The sequence below is a fragment of the Tropicimonas aquimaris genome, from assembly GCF_042676185.1.
GTDB lineage: Bacteria > Pseudomonadota > Alphaproteobacteria > Rhodobacterales > Rhodobacteraceae > Tropicimonas > Tropicimonas aquimaris.
Window position 1 is genome coordinate 87,775 of record NZ_JBHTJT010000031.1, and the last position, 14,926, is coordinate 102,700.

Sequence of the window (14,926 nt, forward strand, 5' to 3'; positions counted from 1 at the left end):
TTGTCAAGCATTCTAGCATATCAGTCTGCCAGAAAGCAATGGCTACCCGGCCAAGACTTTGAAATACAGGGGGAGGGAAGATGAGCCAACTGGATGATGATCGGCTTTTCCCGGTCGAGGGGCGTTCCCGCGATCTGGCGCGCACGCTCTACGGCTCCGTCAAGGATCTTCCTATCGTCAGCCCGCACGGACACACCGATCCGCGCTGGTACGCCGAGAACGAGCCCTTCCCCGATCCGGCGCAGCTCTTCGTCACCCCGGACCATTACGTCTTCCGCATGCTGTTCTCGCAGGGCGTCTCGCTCGATGACCTCGGAGTGCCGCGGGCGGATGGCGCGCGGGCGGAGATAGACGGCCGCAAGATCTGGCGGCTCTTTGCCGAGCATTACTACCTGTTCCGCGGCACGCCCTCGCGGCTCTGGCTCGACCATTCCTTCGAGCATGTCTTCGGCCTGACCGACCGGTTCGGCCCCGAGTCGGCCGATGCCTTCTACGATCATATCTCCGACTGCCTCGGCAGGCCCGAGTTTCGTCCCCGGGCGCTCTTCGAGCGTTTCGGGATCGAGGTGATCGCCACCACCGAAAGCCCGCTGGACGATCTGCGCTGGCACCGGATGATCCGCGAGAGCGGCTGGGGCGGGCGGGTCGTGACGGCCTATCGCCCCGATCCGGTGGTGGATCCGGAGTTCGAGGGCTTTGCAGAGAATGTCGCACGGTTCGGCGAGATGGCCGGCACCGACGCAACCACCTGGGACGGATACCTTGAAGCGCATCGCAATCGCCGTGCGTATTTCAAGGAGTTCGGCGCCACCTCCTCGGATCACGGCCACGCGACAGCGCGGACCGAATGCCTTCCCCGATCCGAGGCGGTGGCGCTGTTCGAAAAGGCGCTGAAAGGCACCTGCACAGCAGAAGAGGCAGACGCCTTCCGTGGCCACATGCTGACCGAGATGGCGCGGATGAGCCTCGACGACGGGCTGGTGCTGCAGATCCATCCGGGCTCGCGGCGCAACCACTCGGCGCCCATGATGGCGCAATACGGCCGCGACAAGGGTTTCGACATTCCCGGACGGACCGACTACGTGACCGCGCTCAAGCCGCTGCTGGACGAGGTCGGGACGGACCCGCGCCTGAGCGTGATCCTCTTTACCCTCGACGAGACCGTCTATGCCCGCGAACTCGCACCGCTGGCCGGCGTCTACCCGTCGCTCAAGCTCGGACCCGCCTGGTGGTTCCACGACAGCGCCGAGGGGATGCACCGGTTCCGTGAGATGACCACCGAGACCGCCGGTTTCTACAACACCGTGGGCTTCAACGACGACACCCGCGCCTTCTGCTCTATCCCCGCCCGGCACGACGTCGCGCGCAGGGTCGACTGCGCCTTCCTCTCGACGCTCGTCAACACCGGGCGGCTGGCCGAGGACGAGGCCTTCGACGTGGCGCAGGAGCTCGCATACCGGCTCGTCAAGAAGGCCTACCGCCTCTGACCTGCATGCCGACGCACGCCTGCGACCGGCAGGCGGGACCAATTGCCGACATCGTCGCGCCCGGCGCGGCGTCCAATTGAAAGGACTCACCAGATGCTCACTGTCAAGACACTCTACGCCACCGATCCGGAGGCCGCGAAGCGGTACGACACCGCCGAACTGCGCGAGAAGTTCCACGTCCCTGCCATGTTCGCCGAAGGCGAGATCCGCCTGACCTATACCCACTACGATCGCATGATCGTGGGCGGTGCGGTGCCCGCCGGCAAGGATCTGACGCTCGACGCGGTTGCCGAATGCGGCACCGACACCTGGCTCGCTCGCCGCGAGGCCGGCATCCTGAACATCGGCGAGACCTGCAGCGTTGCGGTCGGCGGCGAGACCTACGAGCTGGCCAACGGCGATGTGCTCTACATCGGCATGGGTGCGGGCCCGGTGACCTTTTCCGGCGCGGGACGGTTCTATATCGTCTCCACCCCGGCGCATCAGACTTACCCGACCACGCTGGCCAGGCCCGCGGATGCCAACGAGGTGAAGCTCGGCTCCGCCGAGACCTCGAACGACCGCACGATCTACCAGTTCATCCACGAAAACGGCGTGAAATCCTGCCAGCTCGTGATGGGCTACACCAAGCTGCACGGCGGCTCGGTCTGGAACACGATGCCGGCCCACACCCATGACCGCCGGATGGAGGCCTATCTCTATTACGACGTGGCCGAGGGCCAGTGCGTGTTCCACTTCATGGGCCAACCGCAGGAAACCCGGCACCTGGTCATGCACAGCGAAGAGATCGTCATGTCACCGCCCTGGTCGATCCACTCCGGCGCCGGCACCGGCTCCTACACCTTCTGCTGGGCCATGGCAGGCGACAACATGGCCTTCACCGACATGGACATGATCCCCGTGGAGGAGCTCAAATGATCTCGTTCTCGCTCGAAGGAAAAACCGCGCTGGTGACCGGCGCCAACACCGGTATCGGCCAGGGCATCGCGCTCGGGCTGGCGGGCGCCGGGGCCAAGGTGATCTGTGCCGGTGTCGTGCCGGCGACAGAGACCCTGGAGAAGCTCGGCAGCACCGACGAGGTGCTCGTCAACCTGATCGAGGATCCCAAGGCGCTGACCTCGATCTTCGCCGAACGTCAAATCGACATCCTGGTCAACAATGCCGGGATTATCCGGCGCGACGACACGGTCGACTTCTCCGAGGCCGATTGGGATGACGTGATGACGATCAACCTGAAGGCGGTCTTCCTGAACTGCCAGGCCTTCGCCAAGGCGGCGCTGGCGGCCGAGAGGCCGGGCAAGATCATCAATATCGCCTCGATGCTCTCGTTCCAGGGCGGCATCCGCGTGCCGTCCTACACCGCCTCCAAGAGCGGCGTGGCGGGACTGACCAAGCTGATGGCCAACGAATGGGCCGCGAAGGGCATCAACGTGAACGCCATCGCGCCGGGCTACATCGCCACCGACAACACCGCCGCCCTGCGCGCCGATCCTGCCCGCAGCGCCGAGATCCTCGGCCGCATTCCCGCGGGCCGCTGGGGCACGCCCGAGGACATCGCCGGTACGGCGGTCTTCCTGGCTGCGCCCGCCTCGGACTACGTGAACGGGGCTGTCTACAACGTTGACGGAGGCTGGCTTGCCCGCTGAACGACTAACCCGCAAGAACGCGGAAGAGGCCCGGATCGGCATCGTCCATCTGGGCCTCGGCGCCTTTTTCCGCGCCTTCGGCGCTCCCTGGATCGCGGAAGCAGTCCGGGCGGGCGGCGGCGACTGGGACATTCTGGGGGTCTCGCTCCGCTCCCCCGCGGTGCGCGATGCCCTGAAGCCGCAGGGCTACGCCTATACCGCCGTGGAGCTGGCGCCGCAGGGCGAGCGCTTCAACGTGGTGGAGAACGTGCGCGACATGCTGGTCGCGCCGGAAGACCCCGAGGCTCTGCTCGCGGCGATGGCGCATCCCGATGTTCGCATCGTCTCGCTGACCATCACCGAGAAGGGCTATTGCCACAACCCGGCGACGGGCGAACTCGACCCGAAACACCCCGACATCGTCTACGATTGCACCGGCGAACTGCCGAAATCGGCGCCGGGCTTCATCGTCCGGGCGCTGCAACGGCGCAAGGAGGTCGGCCGGCCGCCCTTCACCGTCATGAGCTGCGACAACCTTCCCAACAACGGCAAGGTGGCGCGGGGCGTGGTGATCGACCTTGCGCGGCTGATCGACCCGGAGCTGGCCGACTGGATCGAGGCGGAGGGGCGTTTCCCTTCCACGATGGTCGACCGGATCGTGCCGGCGACCAAACCGGAGGACATCGCCCGCGTTGAGGAGGCCGTAGGCTACCATGATGCCGCCCCGGTGATGCACGAGCCGTTCCGGCAATGGGTGATCGAGGACGAGTTCGTCGGCGGCGAGCGCCCGGACTTCGCGGCGGTCGGCGTACAGATGGTCGAGGACGTCACGCCCTTCGAGCATATGAAGCTGCGGATGCTGAACGGGGCGCATTCCTCGCTGGCCTACCTCGGCTACCTTGCCGGCCATGAGACCATTGCCGACACGACCGCAGACGCGGCCTTCGCGGGCTTCGTGGAGAAGCTCTGGGGTGAGGAAATCATCCCGGCGCTCACGCCGCCCGAGGGTGTCGATCTCGCCGCCTATGCCGGCATGTTGCTGGACCGGTTCCGCAACCCGTCGATCCGGCACCGCACTTGGCAGATCGCCATGGACGGCAGCCAGAAGCTGCCGCAGCGGATCCTCTCCACGCTGCAGGAGAACCTCGACAACGACCGTACCTCCCCGCGGCTCTTGCTCGCGGTGTCCGCATGGATGCGCTACGTCGCCGGTACCGATGAAAAGGGCGCGGCGATCGACGTTCAGGACCCTCTGGCCGAGCGGCTGCAGACCCTGACCGACGAGGCGCCGGAGAACGGCGATGTGCACGCGTTGCTGACGGTCCGCGAGGTCTTCCCCGCAGACCTGGCGGAACGGCTCGAACCACTTCTGCAGCCGGTCCATGCGGCGCTGGTGGCCAAGGGCGCACGCGCCTCGGTGGAAGCGCTCGGCTGACGCGCGGGCCAGACGCCCGACACGGATTCCGACCCGCGCGGCGCCACCCGGCCCCGCGCGGGTTTTCATTTTGGCGGCCATGGACGCCGGCACCGCCCCCGCCTATCGTGAACGCCGCGCGCCCCGATAGCCGGTGCGCCGCATCGGGGAGGGCAGGGGGTGCAGCGGGTAAGCAACGTGACCGACGAGGAACTGCTCGTCCAGGTGTCCAATGCTTTCGAAGCGGCATTCGGATGCCAACCCGGAGCCGTCGCCTTTGCGCCCGGGCGGGTCAACCTGCTCGGCGAGCACACGGACTACACCGGCGGACTCGCGATGCCGATGCCGCTCAACCTCGGGGTCGCGGTGGCGGTCGGGCCGGGCAGCGAGCCCGGACTCGTCGAATTCGTGAGCGAAACGCTCTCCGAGACCGATCGTCGCCGAGCTGACGATCCGCCGGCCGGTCGATGGTCGGATTACATGCTCGGCTGTCTTCAGGCTGTCGCCAGCGAAGAGATCGCGCGCGACGGCTGCCACTGCGCGGTCTCCGCGACGCTGCCGGTGGGGGCCGGGCTCTCCAGCTCGGCGGCCGTCGAGGTGGCGACGCTGCGGGCGGCGAATGCGCTTCTCGGCCGCGAGGACGAGCCCGGCGAACTGGCGCGGATCGCGCTGAAGGTCGAGAACGACTATGTCGGCGTGCCCTGCGGGATCATGGACCAGGTGGCGGCATCGGCCGGGGTGCCCGGGCTCGCGCTGCTGCTCGATACCCGCACGCTCGACGTCTCGCCGATCCGACTGCCCTACAACCATCATTTCGTCGTGGTCCATTCCGGTGTCAGCCACCGTTTGGCGCTCGACGCCTATTCCGAGCGTGTCGCCGAATGCGCACGGGCAGCCAGCGAACTTGGGGTGGCCGATCTCGGGGAGCTGTCGCTCGAAGATCTCGGCCGCGCCATCGGGCTGGCCGAACCGCTCGGCCGCCGGGTGCGCCACGTGGTGACCGAGAACGAACGGGTCCGCGCCGGGGTTGCGGACCTGGAAGCCGGGGCGGCCGCGGCCTTTGGCCGGCGCATGATCGAGAGCCACCTCTCGCAGCGCGACGATTTCGAGGTGTCGATTGCCCGCGTCGACGCGCTGGTCGATGGCGCCATGCGCTCGGGCGCGCTCGGGGCGCGGCTGACCGGCGGCGGCTTTGGCGGGGCCATCGTGGCGCTGGTCCGCGATGTGCATCTGGATGCCTTCTGCGCCTCGATCCGGGCCGGGTTTCCCGAAGCGCGGGTGCTGGCGGTCGCCTGACGCGCCTCGTTCAGGCTTCCCGTACGCTGCGCAACAGGGTCGAGAGCACGAACAGCGTGGCCGCGACACAGACGATGGTCGGGCCGGTGGGCGTGTCGAACTGGAAGGAGGCCCAGAGGCCGCCGAGCGCCGACAGGCTCCCCAGGCCGGCGGCCGTAAGGGCCATGGCCTCCGGACTGCTGGCGAGGCCGCGCGCGGTCGCTCCGGGGATCACCAGCAGGGCAGCGATCAGCAGAACCCCCACGACCTTGATCGCCACCGCGACGGTCAGGGCGAGGCAGAGCGTCAAAACCATCTGCTCCCGGCGCGGATCGATGCCGCTCGCCCGTGCGAGATCCGGACCGACCGTGGCGATGAGCAGGTCCGACCACCGCCAGGCGATCAGCGCCGAGACCATGGCCGCACCGGCCCAGATGACCGCAAGGTCCCCCTTGCTGACGGCGAGGATGTCCCCAAGCAGGTAGCCCATGAGGTCGACCGGAACGCCCGACAGGAACGAGACAGCGACAAGGCCGAAGGCCAGGGCCGAATGCGCGAGCACGCCCAGCAGCGTGTCGGCGGCCAGCCCCTTGCCGGAGAGGGTGCTGACGGTGAGACCCATGGCGAGCGCCGCGGGGAGCACGCCGCCGAAGACCGGGACCTGGAAGGTCAGCGCCAGCGCGACGCCCAGCATGGCCGCATGGGCTGTCGCATCGCCGAAATAGGCCATGCGGCGCCAGACCACGAAGCATCCCAGGGGCGCGGCCGCGGCCGCGGTGCCGACGCCGGCAAGCGCCGCCCGGATCATGAAATCGTCGAGCATCAGATCGCGTGGTCCTCGTGGTGATGGTCTGGCTGCGGATGGTCGTGATCGTGCCCGTGGTCGTGGGTGTGCCGATAAAGCGCCAGCGCGCCCTTTGTGCCGGTGCCGAACAGAGCGCGGTATTCCGGCGCCGAGGCCACGACCTCGGGCGTGCCGTGGCAGCAGACGTGGCCGTTGAGGCAGATTACCCGGTCGGAGGCGCTCATCACCACGTGCAGCTCGTGGCTGACCATCAGGATCGCGCAGCCGAGCCGCGCCCGGACCTCCTCGATCTGCTGGTAGAAGGCGGCCGAGCCCTGCTGGTCGAGCCCTTGCGTCGGTTCGTCCAGCAGCAGCAGGTCGGGCTTTTCGAGCAGCGCCCGGGCGAGCAGCACCCGTTGGAACTGGCCGCCGGACAGGGCCGACATCGGACGCTTCTGCAGGTCCGGCAGGCCGGCGGTGTGCAGCGCCTCGGCGATGTCGGCGGCGGGGCGCCGGGTGGGCAGGTTGAGAAACCGCGCCACGTTGATCGGCAGCGTCGGGTCGATCTGCAGCTTCTGCGGCACGTAGCCCAGCCGGACGCCGGGCCGCAGCGTGACCGTGCCCGCGCGCGGCTCGATCGCTCCGATGATCGCGCGCAGCAGGGTCGACTTGCCGGAGCCGTTCGGCCCGACGATTGTCACGATCTCGCCTGCGGCGATGTCGAGATCCACGTTGCGTAGCACGTCGTGGGGGCCGAGCCGGATCGCCAGGCCGCGAACCGACACCAGGGGCGCTTGGGGGCTTTTCATCAGGTTTCCTTGCTCCGGCAGGTGGCACAGGTGCCCTCTGCCTCCACGAGGATCTTTGCAATCGCGAAATCCGCCTCCGCGGCCGCGGTATCGAAGAACTCCCGGGCAGGTATCGTGACGGTCTCCGCGACCCGGTTGCAGGAGGTGCAGATCAGGAAGGCGGGCAGGTGGTCGCTGCCCGGGCAAACGCAGGCAACAAAGGCATTGAGGCGTTCGATCCGGTGGGCGAAGCCATGGCTGACCAGGAAGTCGAGCGCCCGATAGGCCGCCGGCGGCTGCGCGCCCAGACCTTCCTTTTGCAGCCGCTCCAGCACCTCGTAGGCGCCCATGGCCTGGTGACGTTCCAGCAGGATCTCGAGCGCGCGGCGCCGGACCGGCGTAAACCGCAAGCCCTCCTCGGCGCAGCGCGCTTCAGCTGACGCCATGGCGGTGGTGACGCATCCGCCATGGTCATGGCGCGCGAATCCCAACGTCTCCTGATGTCTGTGCAGGTCCGACATGGCCCCTCCGAATTGGACTTGTTTTGTTATAACATATCATCTAGGGAGCCGCCATCGAGAACTGGAGGCCGGGAATGCAAAGCCGTATCGCAAAATCGTTCATAGTCGCAATGCTGTTCGCCACGACCGCGACCGCGGAGGTGCCCAGCGTGGCTGTCGACATCGCGCCGGTGCATTCGCTGGTGGCTCAGGTCATGGGCGATCTCGGCGCGCCGACGCTGATCGTGCCGCAAGGGGCCTCGCCGCACAGCCACGCGATGCGGCCTTCGGAGGCGCGTGCGCTTGCGGAAGCCGGGCTGGTCGTCTGGGTGGGCGAGGACCTGGAACCCTGGCTCGAGACCCCCATTCGGAACCTCGGGCAGAGCGCCAGGGTGCTGACGCTCTCGGAGGTGCCCGGCACGGTGCAGTTCGAGATGCGCGAGGACGCCGTATTTTCGATCGAGGAGGACGCGGACCACCATGACGGCGACACCGATCATGATGGGCATGACGACCATGCTGAACAAGACAATCACGACGATCACGACGATCATGCGGATCACGTCGACCACGAAGCGCATGACGATCACGAAGGTCACGTCCACGAGGGTGCGGACCCGCATCTTTGGCTCGATCCGGAGAACGGCCGGGTCTGGCTCGCGGCCATCGCCGAGGCGCTGGCGGAAACCGACCCCGACAACGCTGACGTCTATCGCGAGAACGCGGAGGCGGGGATCGTCGCACTCGTGGCGCTGGAAGCCCGGATCGTCGCCGATCTCTCATCGATTCAGGACATGCGATTCGTCGTTCTGCACGACGCCTACCGCTATTTCGAGGAACGGTTCGACCTGAACGCGCTTGGAGCCATTTCCAAGAGCGATGCGAGCGATCCGAGCGCGGCCCGCGTGGCGGCATTGCGGGACGAAATGCGCAACGAGGGCGTTACCTGCATCCTGTCGCAACCGCAGTTCAACGCCTCGCTCATCGATGCCGTGACGGAGGGCGAGGACGTGGGGCTGGCCGTGCTCGACCCGCTCGGCGTCGGCCTGGAACTTGGGCCTGACCTCTACGGCACGATGCTGCAGGGCCTCGCCGACGGGCTGCGCAACTGCTAGTAGATCCAGCGAAATTGCGTGCTGTCGGGCGTTGAATCGCTCCGCCGATCGTTTCAGCTGAAGTGCCTGCGCTTCAGAGTTATTGCCATTCGAAAACACAGCGTGTTCCTGCCGGATCCTACGGCAGACCACGCGGAAGGGGTGCTCAAACACAGGGCATCTGTCGTTTTCGACAGCATTTGATCCGCTGTTGGGCATTGCCAAGTGGGAATTGGGTTGCTTTAGTTGGACGCAATCAATTGCGTCACCATCAATGAACGCAAGACTTGTCCAACAGGAGCTGCCTTGACTGAGCCAGCTAATCGACCCTTTGTCGAGTTCGACAGGGTCCAGAAGAGCTATGACGGCGAGACTCTTGTCGTCAAGGATCTCAACCTCCAGATGCCGAAAGGCGAGTTTCTGACGATGCTCGGGCCGTCGGGATCCGGAAAGACCACCTGCCTCATGATGCTCGCCGGGTTCGAGACCGCGACCCACGGCGAAATCAACCTCGACGGCAATTCGATCAACAACATCCCGCCGCACAAGCGCGGGATCGGGATGGTGTTCCAGAACTACGCCCTGTTCCCGCACATGACGGTGGCCGAGAACCTCGCCTTCCCGCTGGAAGTGCGCGGCCTGGACAAGTCGGAGCGCGAGGCCAAGGTGAAGCGCGCCCTGGAAATGGTGCAGATGGGGGCCTTTGGGTCGCGGCGTCCGGCCCAACTCTCCGGCGGCCAGAAGCAACGAATTGCGCTTGCGCGCGCACTGGTGTTCGAACCCGAACTTGTCCTGATGGACGAACCGCTCGGTGCGCTCGACAAGCAGTTGCGCGAGCACATGCAGTTCGAGATCAAGCACCTGCACGAAAGTCTCGGGATCACGGTGGTCTACGTGACCCACGACCAGACAGAGGCGCTGACCATGTCGGATCGCGTGGCGGTGTTCAACGATGGCGTGATCCAGCAGCTCGCCCCGCCGGACGAGCTCTACGAGCGGCCGCAAAACAGCTTCGTCGCCGGTTTCATCGGCGAGAACAACCGGCTCGAAGGCACGATCGAGAGCATCGAAGGATCCAAGGCGACCGTGCGCCTGAAGACCGGAGAACTGATCGATGCTACCCCGGTGAATATCACCAAGGTCGGCCAGAAGACGCTGGTGTCGATCCGCCCCGAACGGGTCGAGTTCAAGCCCGAAAACTTTGACCCCGGCGCCCATACGATTGAGGCCGAAGTGCTGGAGTTCATCTACATGGGCGACAGCTTCCGCACCCGCCTTCGGGTCGCCGGCCACGACGATTTCATCATGAAGTGCCGCAACATGCTCGGCCAGGAGCGCCTCACACCGTGCCGCAAGCTTCCGATCAGCTGGCATATGCAGGACGCGCGGGCGCTCGACCCGATGTGATCCGGAGCCATATCAAACGGCGCGGGCACAAAGCCCGTCCGAACAAAACAAGAGTGTCCAACAGGGAGACAAACATGAAGAAGACACTGATCCTGACCACGGCCCTGACGGCTATGGCCTTCGGCGCCTCGGCGCAGGAGATCACGGTGATGAGCTGGGGCGGCGCCTACGGCAAATCCCAGATCGAGGCCTACCACAAGCCTTTCACCGAGAAGACCGGCATCAAGGTGGTTTCGGTTGATGCCGACAATCCCGCGACCCCGATCAAGGCCCAGGTCGAGGCCGGCAACGTCACCATCGACGTGGCCGACGTGGAATATGCCGACGCCGTGCGTCTCTGCGACGAGGGTCTGCTGGAAGAGATCGATCCTTCGATCCTGCCCGACGGTGCGGACGGCACCCCGGCGATGGACGATTTCCTGCCGGGTGCGGTCACCGACTGCCTGGTGACAACGATCGTCTTCTCGACCATCTTCGCCTATGATTCCAGCGTATTCGCCGACAACCCGCCGACCACGATCGCGGATTTCTTCGACCTGGAGAACTTTCCGGGCAAGCGCGGCCTTCGCAAGGGCGCCAAGGCAAACCTCGAAATGGCGCTGATGGCCGACGGCGTGGCCCCGGAAGAGGTCTATGACATGCTCGAGACCGACGAGGGCGTCGACCGCGCCTTCGACAAGCTGGAAACCATCAAGGACAGCGTCGTCTGGTGGGAAGCCGGCGCGCAGCCGCCGCAGCTGCTGGCCGACGGCGAGGTCGCGATGACCACCGCCTACAACGGCCGCATCTTCAACGCCGCCGTCGGCGAGGGCCAGCCCTTCGTCACGATCTTCGACGGCCAGGTCTACGAATATGACGGCTACGTGATCCCGAAGGGCGCTCCGAACCTCGAGGCCGCGCTGGACTTCGTGGTCTTCGCGACCGAGACCGAGCAGCTCGCCGAGCAGGCCAAGTGGATCAGCTACGGTCCGGCCCGCAAGTCCTCCGGCCCGCTCGTCGGCCTCTACCAGGACGGCAAGACAGAGATGGGTCCGCACATGCCGACCGCGGCGGAAAACCTCCAGAAGGCGCTGCCGTCGAACTTCGAGTTCTGGGCTGACCGCGACACCGAGCTGAACGAGCGCTTCAACGCCTGGCTCGCCGGCTGATCCGGCCCGATGCGAAATCGTCCGCCCCGGATTGCCCGGGGCGGACACCGGCAAGACCCGGGCCGCACGCCGCGGCCCCTATCCAGCGGGAGAGCGGATGTCCGACGCAGTTGCCGCCACGTCCACGACGGAAAAGCTGACCACGGCCGATGGCAAGCCGCTGAAGTCGGCACTGGCCCGGTCTCAGGCCCGCAACCGCCGCCGAGCCTTTTACCTCGTCTTGCCACTGCTGCTTTTCGTGGTGGTGACGTTCCTGATCCCGATCGGGCAGATGCTGTCGATGTCTGTTACCAACACCGGCTTCTATTTCTGGAAGGACAGGGACACCGGAGAGACCGTTCCGCTGATGGTCGAGCTGCGAGAGTGGTTCGACGCGAACCCGGCCGGCACCGAGCCGGACGAGGCTGCCTATGCCGCGCTGGCCGCCGGCCTCGCCCATGCACGCGACACCAAATCGATTGGCCAGATCGGCACCCGGATCAACTACGAGGTCTCTGGCTCCCGCTCGATGTTCACCTCGACCGCGCGCAAGGCCGAGAGGATGGAGCCGCCCTTCAAGGACGCGATCCTGGACGCCGACGAGGAATGGGCCGATCCAAAGCTGTGGGCGGCGATGCGCAACGCCTCCAAGTCGGTGACGATGGACTTCTACCTCGCCGCGCTCGACCGGACCCGGGATGCCGACGGCAATATCGTCAAGGTCGAGGAAGAGCGCGCTGTCTACGTGCTGCTGTTCCAGCGCACCCTTATCCTTTCGGCGCTGATCACCTTCCTGACGCTGGTTCTGGGCTTTCCGATAGCCCATCTGCTGGCGACCCTGCCGCTGAGCAAGTCGAACCTGCTCATGATCTTTGTCCTGCTGCCGTTCTGGACATCGCTTCTGGTGCGAACAACTTCCTGGATCGTGCTTCTGCAGAGCCAGGGGGTGGTCAACGACATCGGCGTCGCGGCGGGCCTGATCGCGGACGAGAACCGCATCCAGATGATCTATAACCAGACCGGCACGATCATCGCGATGACGCATATTCTGCTGCCGTTCATGGTGCTGCCGCTCTATTCGGTGATGCGTCCGATCGACCCGTCCTACGTGCGCGCTGCGCGCTCGCTCGGGGCCACTTCCTGGACGGCGTTCCGCAGGGTCTATATGCCTCAGACGGTGCCCGGCATCGGTGCCGGCGGCTTGCTCGTGTTCATCCTCGCCGTGGGCTACTACATCACCCCGGCGCTGGTCGGCGGCTCCTCGGGGCAGCTCATCTCCAACCTGATCGCCTTCCACATGCAGAAGTCGCTAAACTGGTCGCTGGCCGCGGCGCTCGCCTCGCTGCTGCTTGCCGGGGTGCTGCTGCTCTACTGGCTCTACGACCGGCTGGTCGGGATCGACAACCTCAAGCTGGGATAGGAGAGACCGCCGATGCTTCTTCTGTCCGGAAATATCCTGGGGGGTCTGGGGGGCTAGCCCCCCAGACCCAGCCGAAAGGACGATACGTTATGGCCCTGCCGACCTATGCCTCACCGCTCGAGAAGATCTGGCACTACGCCTACCTGGTGATCTGCGGGCTGATCTTCCTGTTCCTGATCGCTCCGATCCTGATCGTGATCCCGCTCAGCTTCAACGCCGAGCCGTATTTCACCTTTACCGAGAAGATGCTCAGTTTCGATCCGACGGGATATTCGACGCGCTGGTACGACATGCTGCTCACCTTCGGCATGACCAATCCGGAAGCGCCGCGCGATGGCTCCTGGTGGGCCGATGCCTGGTCGAATGCGGCCTGGATCAACGCGGCCAAGAACTCCGTCATCATCGGCTTCTTCTCGACGGTGCTGGCGACCTGCCTCGGCACCCTTGCGGCGCTCGGCCTGTCGCGGCCGGAGATGCCGTTCCGGCGGACGATCATGGCGGTCCTGATCTCGCCGATGATCGTGCCGATCATCATCACCGCGACCGGCCTGTTCTTCTTCTACTCGGCCACCGGTCTCGCCAATACCTACATCGGGATCATCATGGCGCATGCCACGCTCGGCATCCCCTTCGTCATCATCACGGTGACGGCGACGTTGGTGGGCTTCGACCATTCGCTGACACGGGCGGCAGCGTCGCTCGGCGCAGACCCGACGACGACGTTCTTCAAGATCACCATGCCGTTGATCCTGCCCGGCGTGATCTCGGGCGCGCTCTTTGCCTTTGTGACCTCGTTCGACGAGGTGGTGGTGGTGCTCTTCGTGGCGGCGCATGACCAGCAGACGATCCCGCGCCAGATGTGGAATGGCATCCGCGAGCAGATCTCTCCGGCGATCCTGTCGGTTGCGACGATCCTCGTCGTGATCTCCATCGCCCTGCTGACGACGGTCGAGCTGCTGCGGCGGCGTTCGGAGAGGCTGCGCGGCGTCTCGCCCAGCTAAGGCCGCAGGACCGGGGGCGCTGCCTCCGGACCCCCGGGAAATTTACCGACAGAAGAAACCTGCACGCTCAGTGCAGGAACGCGAGCCAGACCCAGGTTGTGAACAGCGAGACCGCCGTGCCGATGAGCACGGCGGAGGCGACAACCCGGCGGGCCACCCCGTACATGTTGGCGAAAAGATAGGTGTTCACCCCCGGCGCCATAGCCGCCATCGTCACGGCGGAGCGGAAGCCGGGTTCGGGCAGCGACGTCGCGGAGCCGATGAGCCATGTCACCGTCGGGTGGACGACGAGCGAGGCGAGCACGATCCAGGCGATGGTGCGCAGGTCGCCCTCGGGGCGGTAGAAGCAGAGCACACCGCCAAGGCCGAACAGGGCCGCCGGCAGGGCGGCGCGGGCCATCATGTCGAGCGCCTCGGTGAAAAAGGCGGGCAGGGCGACGCCGGAGATGTTGACCAGCAGCCCGGCACCGATCCCGATGATCAGCGAGTTGCGGAACATCGCACGCAGCACCCGCATCGGCATCTGGGCCAGCGAACCGCCGCTGGAGCGGGCGCGGGCGATCTCCATCGCGGTAATGCCGATGCCGTAGCAGTAGAGCGAGTTGACCGAGATGATGACGAAGTTCGACTCCGTTGCCTCTGGGCCGAAGGCCTGTTCGGTGACCGGCACGCCGAGAAGCAGGCCGTTGGCCAGCAAGCCGCAGAAGCCGATGGCGATGCTGTCTTCCCAGGGGCGCTCGAATAACAGCCGGGCCCCCAGCAGGCAGAGCAGGAAGGAAACGGTTGCGCCGCCATAGTAGCTGAGGAACAGGGCCGGGTGGAACGCCTCGCCGAGTTCGAGCGTGGACATGGCGCGGAATAGCAGTGCGGGGATCGCGAAGTTCTGCGCGAACATCATCAAGCCATCGACACCCTGATCGGGGAACAGCTTGTTGCGCACCGCGATGTAGCCGAAACCAACCAAGAGGAAGACCGGCAGGATCGAGATCAGGATGCCGAGCATG

General features: G+C 65.8%; 14 protein-coding genes. 10 read left to right on the forward strand and 4 right to left on the reverse strand.

Annotation, left to right across the window (positions count from 1 at the left end; translation table 11 throughout):
* Nucleotides 1-80 precede the first annotated feature (80 nt).
* The 5 genes from uxaC (at nucleotide 81) to galK (ending at nucleotide 5,822) form a co-directional block, all read left to right on the forward strand.
* Entirely contained in the window at nucleotides 81-1,487 is a 1,407-nt protein-coding gene (uxaC, locus tag ACFQ2S_RS15085) for a glucuronate isomerase (protein WP_386075678.1), read from the forward strand.
* A gap of 93 nt (nucleotides 1,488-1,580) precedes the next feature.
* Entirely contained in the window at nucleotides 1,581-2,405 is an 825-nt protein-coding gene (kduI, locus tag ACFQ2S_RS15090) for a 5-dehydro-4-deoxy-D-glucuronate isomerase (RefSeq protein ID WP_386075679.1), read from the forward strand.
* A complete protein-coding gene (gene kduD / locus ACFQ2S_RS15095) occupies nucleotides 2,402-3,133 on the forward strand; it encodes a 2-dehydro-3-deoxy-D-gluconate 5-dehydrogenase KduD (protein ID WP_386075681.1) in 732 nt (243 codons plus the stop codon). Before kduI ends, kduD begins: the two co-directional genes overlap by 4 nt.
* Nucleotides 3,123-4,547, forward strand: coding sequence for a mannitol dehydrogenase family protein (locus tag ACFQ2S_RS15100; protein ID WP_386075683.1), 1,425 nt, complete (start codon nucleotides 3,123-3,125; stop codon nucleotides 4,545-4,547). Before kduD ends, ACFQ2S_RS15100 begins: the two co-directional genes overlap by 11 nt.
* A gap of 159 nt (nucleotides 4,548-4,706) precedes the next feature.
* Nucleotides 4,707-5,822 carry a galactokinase gene (galK, locus tag ACFQ2S_RS15105; protein ID WP_386075685.1) on the forward strand — a complete coding sequence of 372 codons (1,116 nt, stop codon included), beginning with the start codon at nucleotides 4,707-4,709 and terminating at the stop codon, nucleotides 5,820-5,822.
* A 10-nt stretch (nucleotides 5,823-5,832) separates the two neighbouring features.
* On the opposite strand, the gene ACFQ2S_RS15110 is transcribed toward galK, so the two are convergent.
* Genes ACFQ2S_RS15110 through ACFQ2S_RS15120 form a run of 3 tightly spaced genes read right to left on the reverse strand, consistent with a single transcriptional unit; the run spans nucleotide 5,833 to nucleotide 7,894 of the window.
* Nucleotides 5,833-6,624 (reverse strand): metal ABC transporter permease, encoded by a 792-nt coding sequence (locus ACFQ2S_RS15110; protein ID WP_386075687.1) that lies wholly within the window; start codon nucleotides 6,622-6,624, stop codon nucleotides 5,833-5,835.
* Nucleotides 6,624-7,394, reverse strand: a complete 771-nt coding sequence (locus tag ACFQ2S_RS15115) for a metal ABC transporter ATP-binding protein (protein ID WP_089234243.1) — start codon at nucleotides 7,392-7,394, stop codon at nucleotides 6,624-6,626. The genes ACFQ2S_RS15110 and ACFQ2S_RS15115 overlap by 1 nt, the downstream gene beginning before the upstream one ends.
* The gene (locus tag ACFQ2S_RS15120) at nucleotides 7,394-7,894 is read right to left on the reverse strand and encodes a Fur family transcriptional regulator (RefSeq protein WP_386075688.1); all 501 of its coding nucleotides are present in this window, start codon (nucleotides 7,892-7,894) and stop codon (nucleotides 7,394-7,396) included. Before ACFQ2S_RS15120 ends, ACFQ2S_RS15115 begins: the two co-directional genes overlap by 1 nt.
* Before the next feature lie 74 nt (nucleotides 7,895-7,968).
* Between ACFQ2S_RS15120 and ACFQ2S_RS15125 the strand changes: the two genes are divergently transcribed.
* The 5 genes from ACFQ2S_RS15125 (at nucleotide 7,969) to ACFQ2S_RS15145 (ending at nucleotide 13,922) form a co-directional block, all read left to right on the forward strand.
* Complete coding sequence (locus ACFQ2S_RS15125) at nucleotides 7,969-8,988, forward strand: zinc ABC transporter substrate-binding protein (RefSeq protein WP_386075690.1); 1,020 nt, start codon at nucleotides 7,969-7,971, stop codon at nucleotides 8,986-8,988.
* A gap of 285 nt (nucleotides 8,989-9,273) precedes the next feature.
* Entirely contained in the window at nucleotides 9,274-10,374 is a 1,101-nt protein-coding gene (locus tag ACFQ2S_RS15130) for an ABC transporter ATP-binding protein (RefSeq protein WP_386075692.1), read from the forward strand.
* A gap of 74 nt (nucleotides 10,375-10,448) precedes the next feature.
* Entirely contained in the window at nucleotides 10,449-11,522 is a 1,074-nt protein-coding gene (locus ACFQ2S_RS15135; protein WP_386075694.1) for an ABC transporter substrate-binding protein, read from the forward strand.
* A gap of 97 nt (nucleotides 11,523-11,619) precedes the next feature.
* Entirely contained in the window at nucleotides 11,620-12,921 is a 1,302-nt protein-coding gene (locus ACFQ2S_RS15140; protein WP_386075695.1) for an ABC transporter permease, read from the forward strand.
* Between the two features lie 89 nt (nucleotides 12,922-13,010).
* Entirely contained in the window at nucleotides 13,011-13,922 is a 912-nt protein-coding gene (locus tag ACFQ2S_RS15145) for an ABC transporter permease (protein WP_386075697.1), read from the forward strand.
* Nucleotides 13,923-13,989: 67 nt separating this feature from the next.
* Here ACFQ2S_RS15145 and ACFQ2S_RS15150 read toward each other — a convergent pair whose 3' ends face one another.
* On the reverse strand, nucleotides 13,990-14,925 hold the full coding sequence (locus ACFQ2S_RS15150) for an AEC family transporter (RefSeq protein ID WP_386075699.1): 936 nt from the start codon (nucleotides 14,923-14,925) through the stop codon (nucleotides 13,990-13,992).
* Nucleotide 14,926 lies beyond the last annotated feature (1 nt).

Excerpts from the sequence above, each read along its gene's own strand:
- uxaC (WP_386075678.1), top strand. The coding sequence starts at position 81 with ATGAGCCAACTGGATGATGATCGGCTTTTCCCGGTCGAGGGGCGTTCC.
- kduI (WP_386075679.1), top strand. The coding sequence starts at position 1,581 with ATGCTCACTGTCAAGACACTCTACGCCACCGATCCGGAGGCCGCGAAG.
- kduD (WP_386075681.1), top strand. The coding sequence starts at position 2,402 with ATGATCTCGTTCTCGCTCGAAGGAAAAACCGCGCTGGTGACCGGCGCC.
- ACFQ2S_RS15110 (WP_386075687.1), bottom strand. The coding sequence starts at position 6,624 with ATGCTCGACGATTTCATGATCCGGGCGGCGCTTGCCGGCGTCGGCACC.
- ACFQ2S_RS15115 (WP_089234243.1), bottom strand. The coding sequence starts at position 7,394 with ATGAAAAGCCCCCAAGCGCCCCTGGTGTCGGTTCGCGGCCTGGCGATC.
- ACFQ2S_RS15120 (WP_386075688.1), bottom strand. The coding sequence starts at position 7,894 with ATGTCGGACCTGCACAGACATCAGGAGACGTTGGGATTCGCGCGCCAT.
- ACFQ2S_RS15125 (WP_386075690.1), top strand. The coding sequence starts at position 7,969 with ATGCAAAGCCGTATCGCAAAATCGTTCATAGTCGCAATGCTGTTCGCC.
- ACFQ2S_RS15135 (WP_386075694.1), top strand. The coding sequence starts at position 10,449 with ATGAAGAAGACACTGATCCTGACCACGGCCCTGACGGCTATGGCCTTC.
- ACFQ2S_RS15140 (WP_386075695.1), top strand. The coding sequence starts at position 11,620 with ATGTCCGACGCAGTTGCCGCCACGTCCACGACGGAAAAGCTGACCACG.
- ACFQ2S_RS15145 (WP_386075697.1), top strand. The coding sequence starts at position 13,011 with ATGGCCCTGCCGACCTATGCCTCACCGCTCGAGAAGATCTGGCACTAC.
- ACFQ2S_RS15150 (WP_386075699.1), bottom strand. The coding sequence starts at position 14,925 with ATGCTCGGCATCCTGATCTCGATCCTGCCGGTCTTCCTCTTGGTTGGT.